This window comes from Piscibacillus sp. B03 (assembly GCF_052246295.1).
Lineage (GTDB): Bacteria > Bacillota > Bacilli > Bacillales > Alkalibacillaceae > Piscibacillus.
Genome location: NZ_JBQQCO010000011.1, coordinates 59,830 through 76,536 on the forward strand (window position 1 = coordinate 59,830; position 16,707 = coordinate 76,536).

Below are 16,707 nucleotides of genomic sequence, written 5' to 3' on the forward strand. Positions count from 1 at the left end.
TTTTATAAAATCTTTCCAGGAAATCAAGATGTAAAAAAGCGTCCGCGGACGCTTTTTCACCTACTAACTGCAGTTTTTTTAATGGACTTAGAAATTAAGACTAAATCCTCAATCATGACGCTTGCTGTTGGGTACTTACCAGCTCCAGGTCCTTGGAAAACTAATTCCCCGACCAAATCGGCTGTCACCACAACTCCGTTATCGACTCCTTCAATGGAATACAATTTATGAGCTTCATCCACAGACACAGGCCTAACTTCCGCTTCAACCTGCCCTTCCTCATCAATCAAAAGTCTTCCGACATGCTTGATTCGCTCGCCACGTGTCGATGCGTGATTGATGTCACCTGAAGTTAAATTACTAATCCCTGAACATCGCACCTGATTCCAGTCAACTTTAACTTCAGTTAATAACTCTGACAAAATCACAACCTTAAACAGTGCATCAAATCCCTCAATATCATTCGTTGGGTCAGCTTCTGCGTAACCTAAGGCTTGTGCCTCGCTCAACGCTTCATCAATCGTCATTTGCTCTTCTCGCATTTTGGTTAACATATAGTTCGATGTGCCATTCAAAATTGCTTCAACCTTGACGATTCGGTTCATTCGGAGCAACTGTGTGAGGGCGCCAATAATTGGCACGCCTCCCGCCACTGTTGCTTCAAAGCCAACCTGAACGTCGCACTCTTCAGCAAGCTCTCTAAGCTCAATTCCTTTATGGGCAAAAAGCTCTTTATTCGCGGTGACCACTTGAACGCCAGATTCAATCGCCTTCTTTAAGTGCGTAAACCCAGGCTCCACACCGACAATCGCTTCAAACACTACATCCAACTCCGGCAACCGTAAAATGTCTTCAAAATCATCTGTCACAAGCACGTCAGGTCTAACGTCACGTTGTCGACTTACATCCTCCACCAAGACAGCCACAACCTCGACTCGGCGACCAGTCAACTGAATCAAACGCTCCTGTTGTGCCTCAATCAACTCATAAACGCCACTTCCTACAGTGCCAAAACCTAGTATAGCGACTTTGATTGAACCCATTATGCCTTCACAGTTTCCTGCTTAGATGATTCACCTGTTGCCGTGAAGATCGCTTGCTCCAAGTCAGCCAGTAAATCATCGATATGCTCAATTCCAACTGACAAACGAATGAGATCTTCTGTGACGCCTGTCGATTTGATTTCTTCGTCACTTAACTGCTGATGGGTTGTGCTTGCAGGGTGAATGATTAAACTTTTCGCATCACCCACATTCGCCAAATGTGACCATAACTCAACATTGTTGATAACCTTTGCCCCTGCTTCACGCCCACCTTTGATGCCGAATACTACAACAGATCCAGCGCCTTTAGGTAAATACTTTTTCACAAGTTCAGAAGAATGATGACTCTCTTGTTCAGGATATAACACCCAATCCACTCCAGGATGGGCCTCTAAATACTCAACAACCTTACGCGCGTTAGCGACATGCTCTTTTAAACGAACATGTAACGTCTCGATGCCAAGTGCAATCTGGAATGCATTATATGGGCTTAGTGCCGCACCTGTATCACGAAGTAACTGCACGCGCGCTTTTGTGATAAACGCCGCTTCAGGTAACGCCTCAGCATACACAATCCCGTTATAACTTGGGTCTGGCTGCGTAAATCCAGGGAATTTTTCTGTGTTCCAATTAAACTTGCCTCCATCAACAATGATGCCACCTAATGTTGTACCGTTCCCACCTAACCACTTCGTTGCGGAGTGTACGACAATATCTGCTCCGAAGTCGATGGGACGGCATAAATATGGCGTTGCAAATGTATTATCGATAATTAATGGCAATCCTGCTTCATGTGCAATTTCTGCTACACGTTCTATATCTAGCACTGTCAGACCTGGATTTCCAATCGTTTCAGCGAAAATAGCTTTCGTCTTAGGTGTGATCGCTTCCTTGAAATTCTCAGGATCTTTTGGATCAACAAAATGCGTTGTTATCCCGTGCTTCGGTAATGTTGTTGAGAATAGATTGTACGTACCACCATATAGTGTTGACGCTGATACGATTTCATCACCAACTTCTGCAATATTGAAAATGGCTGTAGAAATCGCCGCCATTCCACTTGATAATGCTAACGCTCCAATTCCACCTTCTAACTGAGCAACTCGCTCCTCTAATGCGCCTACCGTTGGATTTCCTATACGCGTGTAAATAAAGCCTTGCTCTTTTAAAGCGAATAAATCAGCTGCATGCTCAGTATCATTAAACTTATAAGAATTGGTTTGGTAAATTGGTAAAGCACGTGAACCTGTTGCTGGGTCTGCCTCTAATCCTCCATGAATACTCACTGTTTCTAATCTGTAATTTTTCTCGCTCATTATAATCGCTCCCTTTTTGTATTTAAACGGCCTTTGCCGTTAATGATGATAATTTCTCTTGAATAAATGGGCCCCACTTTTCAAACTCCACTAAAAACCCATCGTGCCCAAAAATCGTTTTAACTTCTAGAAATTCAGCATATCCTCCAGCATCTTGAATGTCTGTTACAAACCTATTGAGTTCGCTTGCTGGGTACAACAAATCGTTATTAAACCCTAACGCGAATACCGGAGCTCGATACTTTTGAATTACTCCCTGATAACTACCACGATTCCGAGCAATATCATGGCTATTCATGACTTCCAGTAACCTTATATAGCTATATGGATTAAATCGCTTCGCTAGTTTCTCGCCTTGATGATTCAAGTAAGATTCAACATCAAAGTCCCCATCAATTTCACTTCTTGCAAAACGCTTACTAAACAAGTCGTGCGAACGATACGTAACCATGCCAACCATTCGAGCTAAGCTCAAACCTTTTTCCGGATGATCACCATCTTGCAAATCATAAACAATCGCCTGCTTAGCAATATAGTTAAACGCAATCGCATAATCACTAAATGTCGGAGTAACTGCAATTGGGAAAATCGCATCCATGAAATCTGGATACATCAGACCCCATTCTAGAACCTGCATCCCTCCAAGTGACCCTCCAATAACAGCCTTCAAATGATTAATTCCTAACATGTTTAATGCCACGAACTGGACTTCAACCAAATCACGAACCGTTAATTTTGGAAAATGTTCCTGGTATGATTCACCATTTGGCCCAATTGAACCCGGCCCCGTGGACCCATCGCAACCTCCTAAAACGTTAAACGTTATAACTTGATAAGCTCTTAAATCGATGTAGCCACCTTCTTGAACTAACCCTCGCCACCAACCTGGCTCTGAATCTGTACCAACTGCGTATTGATTTCCTGTCAGCGCGTGGCAAATTAAAATTACTGGCGCCTCCTCAGGCCCACAGCGTTCATAGGCTAATTGCACTTCCTCAAAATGCTCTCCACTTTCTAAACTAAAATTGGGAATGGAAATAGTATCTGTTTGGTATGAGATCAAATTTCCCATCACCATCCCTCCTTCCGTAACATTTTTAATCAACTAAAAAAGCCTCCCTGCTTTGAGCAGAGAGGCCAGTATATACGACACCTTAATATAATGGTCCCTCTCATCTCTCAAAGCACACATTTGCTTTGCAGGAATTAGCACCTTTCAAACCGTTGTTTGAAGGTTGCCGGGCGTCGTCGGGCCAGTCCCTCAGCCACTCTAGATAAGAGTTGAAAATTTTATTTAATTTTGAATTAATTGATATCTTAGCACGGTAACATATTCTTGTCAACAATAGATATACAAAATATTATGTCGAGGACAATTTCTATATGACAATAAAATAATGATTAATGAACATCAGGATCCACATATTTTCCATGGTCAGGTTTTGCTATTTGATCGAATTCACGAACAAGCTTGTTCAAGTTATTTGTTAACTCTTCACCAACCATAGGAGCACCGTGCCCTGTCACAGCAATAGTAGGGTGAAGCTGCGAAAGTTTACGAACCGACTCCTTGGCAGCTTTCCAATCCGTTGTTAAATACCTTGGAGGCCCACTAATCTCTTTATCTTGTGTCATAACATCAAATAAGTTTTCCTGTTTAACTGTCACAAACGCATCCCCTACAATAAGTGCTCCATCTTCATCTCTAAAAAATGACACATGCCCAGGGGTATGGCCCGGTGTGTGTACCCAATTGAAACCATCCATAAAAGGAACTGTCCCATCATTAGGCAATGGCTGAACATGGTCCCCTAGATTAATTGGTTCATTTGGAAAAAACGGCGACATCTTAGCGACCATTCCACCTTCAACCGTTGAGTCAGGTTCAGGATACCTCTGTCTTCCCGTTAAGTACGGGATTTCTAACCGGTGTGCATATACTGGAATATCCCAATGTTCAACAAGCTCGATTATTGCTCCAACATGATCAAAATGTCCGTGCGTCAACACAATCGTCTCTGGCTTAGCATTATCACCGAAACGTTCCTCTACAATGTTTATAATACCGTCTGATGAGTGTGGCATACCTGCATCCACTAATACAAAATGTTCTTGTTCACCAACTAATGCGATATTCACAATTTGAATCGTATGACAATATACATCTGGTAGCAATTGCATACCAGCACCACTCGAAATGGACGTAGCGGGGATGAACTTATAATCTTCTCCGTAATTCATGTCTTGATCCATGCTGATAACCTCCTTTTAATCCTACACTTTAGTATGAACGAATTTTATTTAAGTATTATAACAAGGAAAAAATTGTATTTATGTAGAATGAAGTATTACTGAAGGAGGAATTAAAATGATTAAAAGTCCTATAAAAAATAAAGTGAATGTGGTGTTTATCCCAGTAAATGACGTTGTACAGGCACAAGAATGGTATTCTAAATATCTTGGATTAAGTGAAGGCGAATTTCATCAAGGGCACTTGTTCGTGGCAAAAACTGAAGGAACAGGAATAATACTAGACTCCATGCCTGCATGGCGTGAAGAAGGTGACTTATTACCAACTCTAAAAGCTCCCGTAATCCAGTTTGCTACAGATGATATCCATGAGTCATATTCATTTATGAAGGAAAATGGGGTGGAATTAGTTACCGACGTTCAATTTGATCAATTTTTTGTTTTTAAAGATTTAGATGGCAATTTTTTAATGGTGTGTCAATAGAGAGACTTAAAAAAACTAACAACTCCACGGATTAAAAAACGAAATGGAATTATAAATAATTCTGGGATTGCCAAAATTGCATCTACATAGCCAGAACGGTCCTTACGATCTTTAGGTTCCCTTTGTTTTTTATTCATTCTGAAACACCTCTTATCAACAAGCTTAATAGTATTATATTACAAAATTTTCTAGATTGTAAGTGTTATTTATGTAAAACAAAAGGGCTAAACATATTGTTAAGCCCCTTTGAATAAGCAGTTGTTAGCTCAGTGAAAGGATCTTTTTTCATAGCTCCAGTGTTAGGACCAACTAATTTCACGAAAATGAGAGGGATCATGAATGGGCCATGTTGGAGGATACGGTTAGCGATACTCATCACTCAGGGAATACACCTTTCACCCTACCAAATTGAACAGTTATTCTGAGACTAACAATTCTATTAACTGCTTGTTTTATAATATTAATTTTTATAGATTTTAACCGTGCGGATGTCAGGTGGTTAACAAAAATGTACGAATTACCATAGTTTAATCCTTTGACAAGACCTTCATCAAATGATTATCGTTGTAAGTGAAGGTAAAAAAGGAGGAACAACTATGGCGTTTGTCATTACAAGTCCTTGCCAATCGGAAAAAGCAGCAGAGTGCGTTGAAGTGTGCCCTGTGGATTGCATCGAAGAAGGCAAGGATCAATTTTACATAGACCCTGATGTATGTATCAACTGCGGTGCGTGTGTATCTGTATGTCCAGTTGCAGCCATCGTGGAAGATTTTGAGCTCATGCCTGGGGAAGAAAAATTTCTAAAAGAAGCAGAAGAGTTTTTTGGAAATAAATAAGCCGCTACTAGGCGGCTTTTTTTATTTTATTGAAAAATACTCCTTCAATGGCATTTGTCTCCCAGATTGATGCCATTCATTGTATTGATCAAGCACAGCCCTCACTTTTCCGTTGTGTTGATCGACTAATTGCTTAACGGCTAAAAAGCTGCGCCAATAATCATACATTATACTCGTTAAACTTCCCTCATATGATTTAGCACCGAAATCATCCAAGGAATGACCCCCATATCGATTCTCAAAAACTTCCACTAGTTTACGTTCAATGTTTACAAATTGTTTGAACTCTTCATCAGTGAATAAATACTTTCGGGGCAAATACTCGCACATCCCCTCTTCAAACCAAATACTATCATGTCGCTCGTCATCAAACTCATCCGGAAATAGATCGATATGATGTGTTAATTCATGTGCTAAAATCGCCAACACATGCTTGGCTGATATGGTTTCATAATAATGACGAATTCCCGGTAAATCCTGACCTTCTAATTGCTTTAAGAAAAGCTGTTTCCACTCATCTAAATCTGGCGAGATGTATATTAAATCTCTGTTCGTAAAAGCTGGAATGGGAATTTGCGAAAAAGTTGTTGTCGCAAGCTCTGAAGTTGTCCAGACAATCCCTTTTGGTAAATCATTTAATAGAGAGTCCGCTTGTAACTTAGATTGATATGGCCTTAGTTGCTCAATCAGCTTCTTTGTCACATTCTCGTATTTCTGATAATCACTCACATCTTCATATGCATAAATTTGTTTCACGATTATTCCCCTTTGCCAACTAAAACGTCTAGATCCACTGTTACTTCTGTTATATCAAGTTCAACTGGTTCCTCTATATTCCATGTTAATGGCGTCATTTTTAATAACAACGGGAGTAGTTCAGATGATAATGGTTTCTGATAAGTCACTCGGTACTCATCAATCTCATGCATGCTCTCTTTAAAACGGTCCTTCGTATCTTGGTTATCAAAGTCATCACCATCGTAGAAAGCCTCCCTCAGTTCTTTCAAATACCCGCTATTCGGAATGACTTTAATAACGATTCCATCATCTGATAACAATCGTTTAAACTCCTGATAATTGGCTGGTGATAATATATTCAGCACCACATCAAAGCTTGCCTGTTTAAACGGAACCTTTGCTAAATCACCAACACACCAGATTGTATCTTGGTGATACTTAGCAGCCGTCATAACTCCCTCTTTTGCTATATCAAGTCCTGCTTTAATTGTCTGTCGCTCAGTCAACCTCGTGATGTCAGTCAAGTGAGAGCCTTCTCCGCACCCTAAATCGATTACGGACTGGCGCTCACCTACTATTTCAGCGACTTTTTCATGCAATGGCTTGTACAGGCCATGCTGAATCATTTGATATCGCGCTTCAAACAGCTCCTTATCATACTTGGTATGCACAGGTTGCGTCATCATATTGACATATCCCTTTTTCGCAATGTCAAAAGAGTGGTTTTGACGACATAACACGTGATGATCTTGTACATCCATTGAGTCTCCGCAAATCGGACAGCTTAATAAATTTTCATGCTCCTTCATATAGGATTTAAAGCGATCTATTTTTTTCATTTTAAACACTCCATTATGACTCTTCTGGTGTTACGTAGCGATCTTTTCCTGCACCGAGCCCCGCTATAAACATAGCCGTTGCAATGATAATAAACAAAACTAATGATGGTGTCCATGAACTAAATAGGTCGAAAATGACCCCTACCGTAAATGGACCAATCGCTGCTAATAAATAGCCAATTGATTGCGCCATACCAGATAAATTAGCCGCTTGCTTGGCATCTCTTGCTCGCAAGCTCAACAACGCTAACGATAAGGCAATGCTAGCCCCTTGAGATGCACCTGCAAACAAAATGCTAAGAGATAGTACAAAAATATTGCTTCCAAACAGTAATAAAAGTAGCCCTAATATATAGGATGTACTTAGCACAATAATAATTCCACGTTGATTTGGGTAACGGTCGGCTAAATACGGGGCTAAGAACGCAGTCGGAAGCCCCGCAATTTGCATGATAGACACCATCCAGCCAGCCGTTGAAATATCAAGTCCACGACTAACCAGAATCTCTGGTAACCAAGCAATTAAACAGTAAAATAAAAACGATTGAAGCCCCATGAATAACGTAACCTGCCAGGCGATTTTAGACTTTAATAAAGACCCTTTTGCCGGGTTCGGTTTAACCACTTGATCGGTTTGTTCCTTTTTACGAAGCTGAGGAATCCAAGCCACTAACGCAATGACGGTAAAAATCCCCCAGAACAACAGCCCTTTCTTCCACCCAAGATTAAGTCCGTGCGCTAGTGGCACACTAATGCCCGAACCTAAGCTCGCCATAAAGTTCATTGATAACGTATAAGCACCTGTAATTAACCCGACTTTTACAAACGTATTTTTAACAATGCCAGGTAATAACACGTTACAAACCGCAATCCCAGCACCAACTAATAAAGTACCGAAAAATAAAAGCCCAACGATGGTGGTCGGCCTAATCGTAATACCAATGCCTAATAAAATTAACCCCATAAAAACCGTCCACTCATTACCAAAACGCTGAGCAATTTTCGGGGCTAATGGGGATAATAAAGCAAAGGCAAGTAAAGGTACGGTAGTCAGTAAACCTGCTACCCCGTTAGACATTCCAGTGTCCATGCGAATGTCACTGATGACTGGTCCTACCGCCGTGATTGACGGTCTTAAATTAAACGCCACAAAGACAATACCAGCTATTAATATCGCATTTTTAAGTTTTTGATTATATAGTACCATAGGTTTCCCCTCGTTCTAATCTCTTGTCATTAGTTTATCACAAGAACTTACATTTAGATTTTATTGGAAACGTTGATCTTTTATTCTGAGACAATATAATTTGAGTTCTTTTATAAAATGTTGTTACATTAAACTTAACATGGTGAGGGAGTGAAGGCTTTGAATAAAACCTTAGACCATATTGGTGTCGCTGTCAGACAATTAGATGACAGTATTAAATTTTATAAAAACGTACTCGGTGCAACTTTAGTTGATCGATATCGTAGTGAGAAACCTGGTGTGGAAAGCGAAATTGCCATGATGGATGTGAATGGCACTATAACAGAACTATTAGCACCAACCAATAACACAACATCACCGATTGCTCGTTTTATTAAACAAAAAGGTAAAGGCGTCCACCACATTGCCTACCGAGTAGACGATTTAAATCTAGCCATTGATGAGTTAAAAGGACAAGGAATCAGGGTAATGGAAGAAACAAGACGCATAAACAAACATGGTAGGCGTCTCATTTATTTAAACCCTGCAGATACAGGGGGAACAATTGTTGAATACTGTGATTATCCAAATCAAAGAGGTGAATCATAATGCTTAAAAAGTTTAATCTTCAAACAGACAAACACGACCAAATGATTGATGTCACGCATGAAATCCAGCAATTTGTCGATGAACTAGGTGTCAAAGATGGAGCAGTCATTGTTTATTGCGCTCACACGACAGGCGGAATTACGATTAATGAAAATGCCGACCCAGATGTAAAAACAGATATGCTAAGACGTTTTGATGAAGTCTTCCCTTGGAACCAAGAGTTAGACCTTCATATGGAAGGAAACACGGCAGCCCATATGAAGGCCAGCACGGTTGGCGCTTCCCAACATGTCATTATTGAAAATGGAAAACTCATTCTTGGGACATGGCAAGGTATTTATTTCTGTGAATTCGACGGGCCAAGAAATAGACATTTTTACGCCAAAATAATGAAATAAACGCTTGGGATTAGGTCCTTCCCCAAGCGTTTTGTCTATTCTAACTCATAACCTGTTAATTCTCTCGCTAAATCCAAAGCTTCCTCTCGACCTTGAGCAGGGGCAGAAATGATCCAACCATCCTCACTCGACCAAGAATGATCTTGATAACGCGTGATTACAAACTGTTCAAAATCATCCCTGATGAAAATTTGCCCCGGTGAACCGATGTCTGAATCGTAGTAGAAAAACGTACCATACTGTCCGTTACTTTTTCTATAATCAATGTAAGCTTCAACATTCTCTTCACCAGGAAGTTCGATTTTAGTCCCTTCTACCGTATACTTACCTTCAAACAATGCTCCACCAGCTATTGTACGAGTTATTTCACCATCGATCTCGACTTCCACTAACTCTTCAGCCTCAAGGTTCCCTAATTGAAAATGTACACCTTCTACTGTTTTGTCGAACTGTTGCGGCTGAGTATACCAAATTGTAAACACGATGAACCCAACGAGTAACAATCCTCCACCAATTAACGCCCCTTTGGAGAGTCTCTTTCCTTCACGCCAATCAATCTGTTTTTCTTTCTCAATCAATTTACTTTCAACTGCCATATTGAAAAAGTAATTTAAGACCACAGAAATGAACGTTAGAACTAAAAACCCTCGCCAAAGGGCACTAAACGTATAACTGTCAAAACTACTTAGAAATAAGAAGGAAGCAGTCGTCATGACAAACAACATCAAGACAGTACGATCAAGCTGTCGCCACTTGGTTATGTATTTGATACCTGTCATAATTAGAACTAGCACCACAGCTATTAAAAACAGCTCTGATAGCTCAGCTAATGATAATTTAAAGAAACTCAAAACAACACCCACTTTTAATTAACTTTACCATCCAATCATAGCATATCATGATATACTGCTCATTAAAGGATTTCAAGCGGGAGGAATTCTATGTTTAATTTTAAACCTGAACAAAAACGACTTATAATTGAACAAATCCAGACTTACTTTTATGAAGAACGTGGAGAAGAGTTAGGTGAAATTGCAGCGGAACGATTCCTTGAATTTATGTCGGAGGAATTAGGTTCACATTTTTATAACAAAGGTGTAGAAGATGCTAAGAATCTCGTTGAACAAAAGATGATGAACTTAGATGAAGACCTCATGTCATTGGAACGGCCGATAAAGTAAAAAACACGGAACACCTGGTAACCGCGTGTTCCGCGTTTATGATTTACAGAAAGTTAACGTAAAATTAAAGAAACTTGACTTTAAAATCCAAAAAGTTGACGATAATCTCGAAAAATTTGACGTAATTCTTAAAAAAGTTAACGATAAACACAAAATACTTGCCGTATTTATAGGATTAATTTACTCCTCAGAACCCTCATTACCTTGATCTTCATCATCTCCGTGGGTTTTCTTATGCTTTTTATCCCACATAGGTACATATCCATTCGCCTCAAGCTTTTCAAAATGCTTCTCTAGATGACTAATGACCTTATCCCCTTTATCTTTGGAAATCACACCGTACTCCACGTACTTTTGAATAACCTGCTTCTCTTTTTCTAACACTTCTTTCTGAAGAGAGGCCATTTCCTCTTTTTGATCATCCGTTAATTCAACATTTTCAGTCGATTCAGGTTCAGCTGAAGCAACACCAAATAGGCCAATAGCTAATACCGTTACTGTGATAAGACTCAACCATAGTTTTTTCATAATAACAATCTCCTTTTTAATAAATTTACATTTGTTAACATGTTCAACCCTAACTTATTTATCCATTACATTTTTGTAACAAAAAAAAGCCGGGAAACGTGTCCCAGCTTTTATTAATGAATTTGCGGTTGTTGATTTTGCTTTTGTTGTTGACCTTGCTGAGCTTGTTGAGCTAATGCTCCCATTGGACTTTGCTGATTCTGCGTCTGTTTTTGCTGTGACTGTTGACCAGCTCCACCTTGTTGCTTTTGTCCCATTTGACCTTGCTGATTCATCATGTTTGTTAACATTGGTAAGAAGCTTTGCAACTGACCACCACGCCCGGTCATCATGCTATATGCGGCAACGCCGATCCCAACAGATGCGATCATCGGTAGCCACTCCACATTCTTCATGCTCATTCGCATTCACTTACACCCCTTTTCATATACATGGTCATTATTAGTTTGGTTCTAAAAGAGGTGAGTATGTTTAACAATTGCTTCCACTAAACTAAAACTTTCAATTTCTCATAAAAACGTTTAAGTTCAGGGAGATAAGTATAATCAATATCATTAACAAGTTCATTGGCCAACTCATCATTATGGATGAAGATGGTTAAATTTTTACGATTTTGAGCCTTAAACCAGACACGTTCATTTTCAATTAAGCCGAGCTTGGCCATCTCTTTAATCGATTCTCGAGGTGTCTCACTAATAATTTCCTTAGCCTCCAAATATGAATAGATAACTTTATTCGCATGCTCCATCGCCATCTCGAAAAAATGTATGTACCCTGCAATCTCTAGCTCACTATCTAACATTTCTTGACTATGCTCATTCAAACGGTTAAAAACTTTTTCATAGTTCTCAAAAAACTGTCTCCAACGTATTTCTTTACTGTCGTCCATCGGAAAGCTCCTTTTTAATAATGTATATTAAGCGTAAACTTTTTTAAATTTTTCTTCAACGCAGAACTTCCATTGATATAATAATGAATATATTTTATTAAAGTTGGAGGTGTATCATGAAGTTAATTTTTCAAACTCACGATTACTCAGTGACTTATGCTGGGGAGAAAATACAATTACTTCGAAAAGAATTTGCTCTATTGCAGCACTTATATAACCACCCTAATCAAACGTTCACTAGAGATGATCTGTTAGATGCTGTATGGCTATTAGAAGCACCTAGTGACCGAACAGTGGATGATCATATTTATCGTTTAAGAAAAAAATTAAAAGACTGGAACCACCTTCTGACGATTGAGACTGTTAAAGGTTATGGATATCAGCTTGTCAAACATCAAAAAGATATTCCTTTTCCGCTTGCACAAGATGAAGAATTCAAACAACTGACTTCTCATTTATTTAGCAAATATCATTTATTTGGTCACGGAGAAGCGCTTAACACACTACTCAATCAAGAAGCTCTTGGTTTCGAGATTGACCAGCAAATGAAGACTTATATCTCATTTATGCGAGGAGATGTATGGGATTTCGTCAAAACTGATGATGTTCCTTTTTCTAATAAAGCTCTTTACCTTATACATATTTATATTTTCATTGCTAACGACAAAGATAAAGTGATCTCCTTATTTGAAGAAGCAAAACAAAAAAATATATTTTCTGAGCAAGAAACTCTAGAAGCTACTATCTTAACACCCGGTTTTTTATATATTTTAGGTGGAAAATTTGACCAAGCAAAAACACATTTAGAATATGCAGATTCAAACGTCACTGATAAAAATCATGGTTTTTACCCATTCCTTCGACTAACCCACATCATGTATAACCTATGTATTGATAATGACGCCAAAGTTCAAAAGCAAATTACATATATGGAGAAATTTTTAAAAGAAAAGCCTTATCAGCGTGAATTGGGCTTATTCCACTTATTAAAAGGACTATTCCGCCTTAAACAAGGTAATGTTTTACAAGGAAGAAAAGACGTTGAAGAAGGATTTAGTATTACCCAACAAACAAGATTCAAATCGCACATCATGTTGTATATCAATGTGTGTTTATTTTATTTAGAAGGCTACATTCAAGAACCAGCGTTGGAAAAATCATTTCGTAAAGAAAGAGATTCGTTGGATCAAGAATATGATTTTAAACGGTTAGAAAAAGAAATCAATCAACAATTTCAAAAAAAATTATAAAAAATGTGTGTCTGATATCCCTCTGACATTAATCTCTTAAAATTAAGTTAAATGAATAAAGTGAGGGAGTCCATATGCAAGGTTTATCTATTTGGAAAAATAAAACGTTTATTCGATTGTTTAGTTCATACTCAATATCGATGTTAGGCCGTTGGTTTGACATGGTGGCGATTATGATTTTATTTAGCTATGTGTGGAGAACAGACCCGTTAATCATAGCACTAATCCCAGTAGCTTATGCTTTACCACAAGCCTTGTTTAGTCAGTTTGCTGGAATATTGGCTGACCGCTTTAATAAAGTCAAGCTAATGTTAACAGCAGATATATTTACAGCATTTCTTACGTTTGCTTTATTTTTAACACCTGGGCCATGGATTGCATTGACTATTTTGCTGATAAGAGCCACATTGACAGTTGTTCACTTCCCAGCAGAACAGTCATTGATTAAACACATCGTACATGAAAAATTAATCGTTAAAGCCGTAACCATGAATGGTACTGTCGACCAATTCACTAAAATTGTTGGTCCATTTTTAGGTGGCGCTTTAGCTACTGCCTTTTCACCACAACTTTGTATATTATTTAACGCGATCGCTTATGTTATTTCTGCTTTCATTCTTGTGACTTTATTGAAAAAAGATCCCACACAAGAACAAACAAATGAAGTGAAAAAAGATAAAAAACCTTTTTGGGAGTCATGGCGAGAAGGCTGGTCTGCGTTGTTAAGTAGTCGGATATTGGTAGTAAGTATAGCTTTTTCATTAATTGGATTTACTGCTATTCAAATGGTTGATGTTCAGTTTTCTGTATTGTTACGTGAAATTGCACCTGATCGTCCAGAACTCGTCGGTTGGATTATGGGGTCATCAGGAGGAGGTGCACTAACAATTATGCTTATTCTAAATCGGTTTGAAGAATTAAGAGGATATGGTTGGATTTTAGGAAGTAGTGTCCTTCTCATAGGAGTTGGCTTTGGAGGGGCAGGTTTTCTAACTACAGGTATTTCAAGCATAATTATTATCGCATTAGGTTTTATTGCAGGCGTTGGCGTAGGATTATTTACAATTGGTTTAAACGTAATTTTACAACGTGAAACCAATATAGAAAATATCGGGCGAATATCAGGTATTTTCAGCTCTTTAACAAGTGTTATGATTCTAGTTGCTCCAATTATTGGTGGAGCATTGGTTAGCATCATTGGGGTTTCGAGCGTTTATCAATTTATAGGTGTCTCACTTACATTCATTGGCCTAATAGGCATCATATTCAGAAATCGTTTATGGCGTGAAATCTCAAATCAACACCAACCAACTCACTTTACAAAAACTGTTTAATGTTTGCAGGAACATTCACCTCCTTGTCGAAATTTAACTATTAAAGACAAGGAGGCTTATTTTATGAAAAAAAGACATGAAATTTTATTTAATCAACTTAAAACTTACAGAGAAGGATTATTATTTGATGTTAGTGACGTGACAAATGAAGAAGCAAACATTGTTCCTCATGGTTTTAATAACAACATTCGTTGGAATTTAGGTCACGTTTACTTAGATCAATACATGTGGATTAAAGTGTTAACGAAAGACGATTTATATCCCGACAGTCTTAACAAGTGGTTTGGTTTCGGAACAAACCCAAAAGATTTTGAGAACCATACACCTTCATTTAAAGAGCTCAAAGAACTTTTGGAAGAACAAACAAGTAAGATTGAAGCCCTCTATAGCCAACGTTTAGAAGAAGAGTTTCCTCCTACTGAGATGGGAATGTTCACGATTGAACAAGTTCTAATTCGAACCATTTTCCATGAAGGTATGCACACACAAGCTATTAATGACTTAAAAAAGTGTATTCGCAAATAACGTCGTATTAATCGACATTGGAAGTGCTTATGATGAATTCTTTAATGAAAAACCGTTCCTTTACGTCCATCTGGTTTGGAAACGGGATCTCGGAGCTAGGGGGACAGTTCGGGACGTTTTGTATGTCCATCTTAGTCTACCGACTGACAGGATCCACGCTAGCTTTAGGTAGCATGTGGATATTATATTATTTATCGTCATTAACCTTACAACTCATTATAGGACCTTATATTGACAGGTGGAGCCGGAAATGGATCATGGTTCTAACCCAATGGTCAAGAGGGCTTATTTTTATCTTGCCACTAGTTGCCTTATCGGTAGGACAACTTGAAGTATGGCACTTATATTTGGTTCAGTTCATCATTGGAATCATTACCCCTCTTTATGTACCTGCCAACCAAGCTATTACTCCAACTATTGTATCTAAAGAGCAGCTCCAAACCGCTAACGGCTATTTAGAAAGCACTGTAAGAGTTATGACGGTTGTCGCCCCCATTACAGCCGGAATTGTCGTTCAATACTTAAGCGTTGAAATTACACTAGCAATGGTTAGCACCTTGTTAATCTTAAGTGGATTTTTTATTTTGCGTGTTCAAGAAAAGCGAGGTCCACGGGATATACGAAAACCGTGGATTCAAGAATTTGTAGAGGGTACTTCATACTTTTGCAAACAAAAAATCGTCCTATGGCTTAATATCTTCTTAGCGTTTGTTCAATTTGGAGTTGGCGTCACCATTGTCATTACCATTCCATACATTACGGATGTTCTTTCCGGAAGTGAGCTTCACTATGGTTTGTTTTTAGCTGGATTCCCTTTAGGGTATGTAATTGGTTCATTATTAATTGGCTTTATCAAATTAAATAGCAGAAGACTCATGATGCTTGGCGCCTTATTCATCGGTGGGTTAACCTTCATTGCTCTCGGTTTCAACCATAATAATTGGCTTGCGATTTTCACTAAAATTATTGGTGGAGTCATGATTGCGATTTTCGGCATACATAATATCACCTTATTACAACAAGCCGTTCCCAACCGACTTATAGGAAAAGTAGTATCGGTACGTATGTTAATTGTTCGAGGTGCTGTCTTACTTGGGTTGTTTATAGGAGGAATTATGAGTGAATTGTATGGTATCAGACCAATGTACTTTATGATTGGGGGGATTATTTGTATAACGTCTTTCCTTGGTATTCTGCTTCCATATTTTAAATTTATAGATGAAAAACCAATTGAAGAACGCATCGCTTCTTAATGTTTAAATAAATCTAAGAGTGGCAATATATCTATAAAACCATTAAAG

The 16,707-nt window shown here is 38.6% G+C and carries 21 protein-coding genes and 1 riboswitch; of the genes, 9 read left to right on the top strand and 12 right to left on the bottom strand.

What is annotated here, in order from left to right:
• Window positions 1–56: 56 nt before the first annotated feature.
• From ACTWQB_RS09135 to ACTWQB_RS09150, 4 genes are all read right to left on the bottom strand, one after another.
• The gene (locus tag ACTWQB_RS09135) at window positions 57–1,043 is read right to left on the bottom strand and encodes a homoserine dehydrogenase (RefSeq protein ID WP_443138882.1); all 987 of its coding nucleotides are present in this window, start codon (window positions 1,041–1,043) and stop codon (window positions 57–59) included.
• Window positions 1,043–2,359 carry an O-acetylhomoserine aminocarboxypropyltransferase/cysteine synthase family protein gene (locus tag ACTWQB_RS09140; RefSeq protein WP_443138883.1) on the bottom strand — a complete coding sequence of 439 codons (1,317 nt, stop codon included), beginning with the start codon at window positions 2,357–2,359 and terminating at the stop codon, window positions 1,043–1,045. The genes ACTWQB_RS09135 and ACTWQB_RS09140 overlap by 1 nt, the downstream gene beginning before the upstream one ends.
• Window positions 2,360–2,381: 22 nt before the next feature.
• A complete protein-coding gene (metX, locus tag ACTWQB_RS09145; protein WP_443138884.1) occupies window positions 2,382–3,431 on the bottom strand; it encodes a homoserine O-acetyltransferase MetX in 1,050 nt (349 codons plus the stop codon).
• Window positions 3,432–3,528: 97 nt separating this feature from the next.
• Window positions 3,529–3,640, bottom strand: a riboswitch (SAM riboswitch).
• A 120-nt stretch (window positions 3,641–3,760) separates the two neighbouring features.
• Window positions 3,761–4,612: an MBL fold metallo-hydrolase gene (locus ACTWQB_RS09150; RefSeq protein WP_443138885.1), complete on the bottom strand. Its 852-nt coding sequence runs from the start codon at window positions 4,610–4,612 to the stop codon at window positions 3,761–3,763.
• Window positions 4,613–4,727: 115 nt separating this feature from the next.
• Between ACTWQB_RS09150 and ACTWQB_RS09155 the strand changes: the two genes are divergently transcribed.
• A complete protein-coding gene (locus ACTWQB_RS09155; protein WP_443138886.1) occupies window positions 4,728–5,093 on the top strand; it encodes a VOC family protein in 366 nt (121 codons plus the stop codon).
• Here the strand turns inward: ACTWQB_RS09155 and ACTWQB_RS09160 are convergent.
• Window positions 5,087–5,230 (bottom strand): hypothetical protein, encoded by a 144-nt coding sequence (locus ACTWQB_RS09160; RefSeq protein ID WP_443138887.1) that lies wholly within the window; start codon window positions 5,228–5,230, stop codon window positions 5,087–5,089. The genes ACTWQB_RS09155 and ACTWQB_RS09160 overlap by 7 nt on opposite strands.
• Before the next feature lie 459 nt (window positions 5,231–5,689).
• Here ACTWQB_RS09160 and ACTWQB_RS09165 point away from each other — a divergent pair, with 459 nt between their 5' ends.
• Complete coding sequence (locus ACTWQB_RS09165) at window positions 5,690–5,929, top strand: DUF362 domain-containing protein (protein ID WP_443138888.1); 240 nt, start codon at window positions 5,690–5,692, stop codon at window positions 5,927–5,929.
• A gap of 21 nt (window positions 5,930–5,950) precedes the next feature.
• Here the strand turns inward: ACTWQB_RS09165 and ACTWQB_RS09170 are convergent, their stop codons facing one another.
• The 3 genes from ACTWQB_RS09170 to ACTWQB_RS09180 are packed head-to-tail and all read right to left on the bottom strand — an operon-like array spanning window position 5,951 to window position 8,713.
• Window positions 5,951–6,685 carry a hypothetical protein gene (locus ACTWQB_RS09170; RefSeq protein WP_443138889.1) on the bottom strand — a complete coding sequence of 245 codons (735 nt, stop codon included), beginning with the start codon at window positions 6,683–6,685 and terminating at the stop codon, window positions 5,951–5,953.
• Between the two features lie 2 nt (window positions 6,686–6,687).
• On the bottom strand, window positions 6,688–7,506 hold the full coding sequence (locus tag ACTWQB_RS09175) for a putative RNA methyltransferase (RefSeq protein WP_443138890.1): 819 nt from the start codon (window positions 7,504–7,506) through the stop codon (window positions 6,688–6,690).
• A 13-nt stretch (window positions 7,507–7,519) separates the two neighbouring features.
• Window positions 7,520–8,713, bottom strand: coding sequence for a CynX/NimT family MFS transporter (locus ACTWQB_RS09180; RefSeq protein WP_443138891.1), 1,194 nt, complete (start codon window positions 8,711–8,713; stop codon window positions 7,520–7,522).
• Between the two features lie 159 nt (window positions 8,714–8,872).
• Between ACTWQB_RS09180 and ACTWQB_RS09185 the strand changes: the two genes are divergently transcribed.
• Both ACTWQB_RS09185 and ACTWQB_RS09190 read left to right on the top strand, forming a co-directional pair.
• Window positions 8,873–9,301 (top strand): VOC family protein, encoded by a 429-nt coding sequence (locus tag ACTWQB_RS09185; protein WP_443138892.1) that lies wholly within the window; start codon window positions 8,873–8,875, stop codon window positions 9,299–9,301.
• Window positions 9,301–9,699, top strand: coding sequence for a secondary thiamine-phosphate synthase enzyme YjbQ (locus ACTWQB_RS09190; protein WP_443138893.1), 399 nt, complete (start codon window positions 9,301–9,303; stop codon window positions 9,697–9,699). Before ACTWQB_RS09185 ends, ACTWQB_RS09190 begins: the two co-directional genes overlap by 1 nt.
• Window positions 9,700–9,734: 35 nt before the next feature.
• Here the strand turns inward: ACTWQB_RS09190 and ACTWQB_RS09195 are convergent, their stop codons facing one another.
• On the bottom strand, window positions 9,735–10,550 hold the full coding sequence (locus ACTWQB_RS09195; RefSeq protein ID WP_443138894.1) for a hypothetical protein: 816 nt from the start codon (window positions 10,548–10,550) through the stop codon (window positions 9,735–9,737).
• A gap of 90 nt (window positions 10,551–10,640) precedes the next feature.
• Between ACTWQB_RS09195 and ACTWQB_RS09200 the strand changes: the two genes are divergently transcribed.
• Window positions 10,641–10,880 carry a DUF2164 domain-containing protein gene (locus ACTWQB_RS09200; RefSeq protein ID WP_443138895.1) on the top strand — a complete coding sequence of 80 codons (240 nt, stop codon included), beginning with the start codon at window positions 10,641–10,643 and terminating at the stop codon, window positions 10,878–10,880.
• Between the two features lie 180 nt (window positions 10,881–11,060).
• Here the strand turns inward: ACTWQB_RS09200 and ACTWQB_RS09205 are convergent, their stop codons facing one another.
• From ACTWQB_RS09205 to ACTWQB_RS09215, 3 genes are all read right to left on the bottom strand, one after another.
• Window positions 11,061–11,408 (bottom strand): YckD family protein, encoded by a 348-nt coding sequence (locus tag ACTWQB_RS09205; protein ID WP_443138896.1) that lies wholly within the window; start codon window positions 11,406–11,408, stop codon window positions 11,061–11,063.
• 113 nt (window positions 11,409–11,521) lie between these two features.
• On the bottom strand, window positions 11,522–11,815 hold the full coding sequence (locus ACTWQB_RS09210) for a hypothetical protein (protein ID WP_443138897.1): 294 nt from the start codon (window positions 11,813–11,815) through the stop codon (window positions 11,522–11,524).
• Window positions 11,816–11,895: 80 nt separating this feature from the next.
• Window positions 11,896–12,297 (bottom strand): HI0074 family nucleotidyltransferase substrate-binding subunit, encoded by a 402-nt coding sequence (locus ACTWQB_RS09215; RefSeq protein WP_443138898.1) that lies wholly within the window; start codon window positions 12,295–12,297, stop codon window positions 11,896–11,898.
• A gap of 116 nt (window positions 12,298–12,413) precedes the next feature.
• On the opposite strand from ACTWQB_RS09215, the gene ACTWQB_RS09220 reads away from it, so the two are divergent.
• The 4 genes from ACTWQB_RS09220 to ACTWQB_RS09235 all read left to right on the top strand — a co-directional run bounded on the left by ACTWQB_RS09220 (window position 12,414) and on the right by ACTWQB_RS09235 (window position 16,659).
• Entirely contained in the window at window positions 12,414–13,547 is a 1,134-nt protein-coding gene (locus ACTWQB_RS09220) for a winged helix-turn-helix domain-containing protein (RefSeq protein ID WP_443138899.1), read from the top strand.
• 74 nt (window positions 13,548–13,621) lie between these two features.
• A complete protein-coding gene (locus ACTWQB_RS09225) occupies window positions 13,622–14,881 on the top strand; it encodes an MFS transporter (RefSeq protein WP_443138900.1) in 1,260 nt (419 codons plus the stop codon).
• 63 nt (window positions 14,882–14,944) lie between these two features.
• Window positions 14,945–15,406, top strand: a complete 462-nt coding sequence (locus tag ACTWQB_RS09230) for a DinB family protein (RefSeq protein WP_443138901.1) — start codon at window positions 14,945–14,947, stop codon at window positions 15,404–15,406.
• Between the two features lie 32 nt (window positions 15,407–15,438).
• Window positions 15,439–16,659 (top strand): MFS transporter, encoded by a 1,221-nt coding sequence (locus ACTWQB_RS09235; RefSeq protein ID WP_443138927.1) that lies wholly within the window; start codon window positions 15,439–15,441, stop codon window positions 16,657–16,659.
• Window positions 16,660–16,707 lie beyond the last annotated feature (48 nt).

What these genes read in the sequence shown, in the direction of transcription:
- ACTWQB_RS09135 (WP_443138882.1), bottom strand. Translation starts at nt 1,043, where the DNA reads ATGGGTTCAATCAAAGTCGCTATACTAGGTTTTGGCACTGTAGGAAGT.
- ACTWQB_RS09140 (WP_443138883.1), bottom strand. Translation starts at nt 2,359, where the DNA reads ATGAGCGAGAAAAATTACAGATTAGAAACAGTGAGTATTCATGGAGGA.
- metX (WP_443138884.1), bottom strand. Translation starts at nt 3,431, where the DNA reads ATGGGAAATTTGATCTCATACCAAACAGATACTATTTCCATTCCCAAT.
- ACTWQB_RS09150 (WP_443138885.1), bottom strand. Translation starts at nt 4,612, where the DNA reads ATGGATCAAGACATGAATTACGGAGAAGATTATAAGTTCATCCCCGCT.
- ACTWQB_RS09155 (WP_443138886.1), top strand. Translation starts at nt 4,728, where the DNA reads ATGATTAAAAGTCCTATAAAAAATAAAGTGAATGTGGTGTTTATCCCA.
- ACTWQB_RS09160 (WP_443138887.1), bottom strand. Translation starts at nt 5,230, where the DNA reads ATGAATAAAAAACAAAGGGAACCTAAAGATCGTAAGGACCGTTCTGGC.
- ACTWQB_RS09165 (WP_443138888.1), top strand. Translation starts at nt 5,690, where the DNA reads ATGGCGTTTGTCATTACAAGTCCTTGCCAATCGGAAAAAGCAGCAGAG.
- ACTWQB_RS09175 (WP_443138890.1), bottom strand. Translation starts at nt 7,506, where the DNA reads ATGAAAAAAATAGATCGCTTTAAATCCTATATGAAGGAGCATGAAAAT.
- ACTWQB_RS09180 (WP_443138891.1), bottom strand. Translation starts at nt 8,713, where the DNA reads ATGGTACTATATAATCAAAAACTTAAAAATGCGATATTAATAGCTGGT.
- ACTWQB_RS09190 (WP_443138893.1), top strand. Translation starts at nt 9,301, where the DNA reads ATGCTTAAAAAGTTTAATCTTCAAACAGACAAACACGACCAAATGATT.
- ACTWQB_RS09200 (WP_443138895.1), top strand. Translation starts at nt 10,641, where the DNA reads ATGTTTAATTTTAAACCTGAACAAAAACGACTTATAATTGAACAAATC.
- ACTWQB_RS09205 (WP_443138896.1), bottom strand. Translation starts at nt 11,408, where the DNA reads ATGAAAAAACTATGGTTGAGTCTTATCACAGTAACGGTATTAGCTATT.
- ACTWQB_RS09210 (WP_443138897.1), bottom strand. Translation starts at nt 11,815, where the DNA reads ATGCGAATGAGCATGAAGAATGTGGAGTGGCTACCGATGATCGCATCT.
- ACTWQB_RS09215 (WP_443138898.1), bottom strand. Translation starts at nt 12,297, where the DNA reads ATGGACGACAGTAAAGAAATACGTTGGAGACAGTTTTTTGAGAACTAT.
- ACTWQB_RS09220 (WP_443138899.1), top strand. Translation starts at nt 12,414, where the DNA reads ATGAAGTTAATTTTTCAAACTCACGATTACTCAGTGACTTATGCTGGG.
- ACTWQB_RS09225 (WP_443138900.1), top strand. Translation starts at nt 13,622, where the DNA reads ATGCAAGGTTTATCTATTTGGAAAAATAAAACGTTTATTCGATTGTTT.
- ACTWQB_RS09230 (WP_443138901.1), top strand. Translation starts at nt 14,945, where the DNA reads ATGAAAAAAAGACATGAAATTTTATTTAATCAACTTAAAACTTACAGA.
- ACTWQB_RS09235 (WP_443138927.1), top strand. Translation starts at nt 15,439, where the DNA reads ATGAATTCTTTAATGAAAAACCGTTCCTTTACGTCCATCTGGTTTGGA.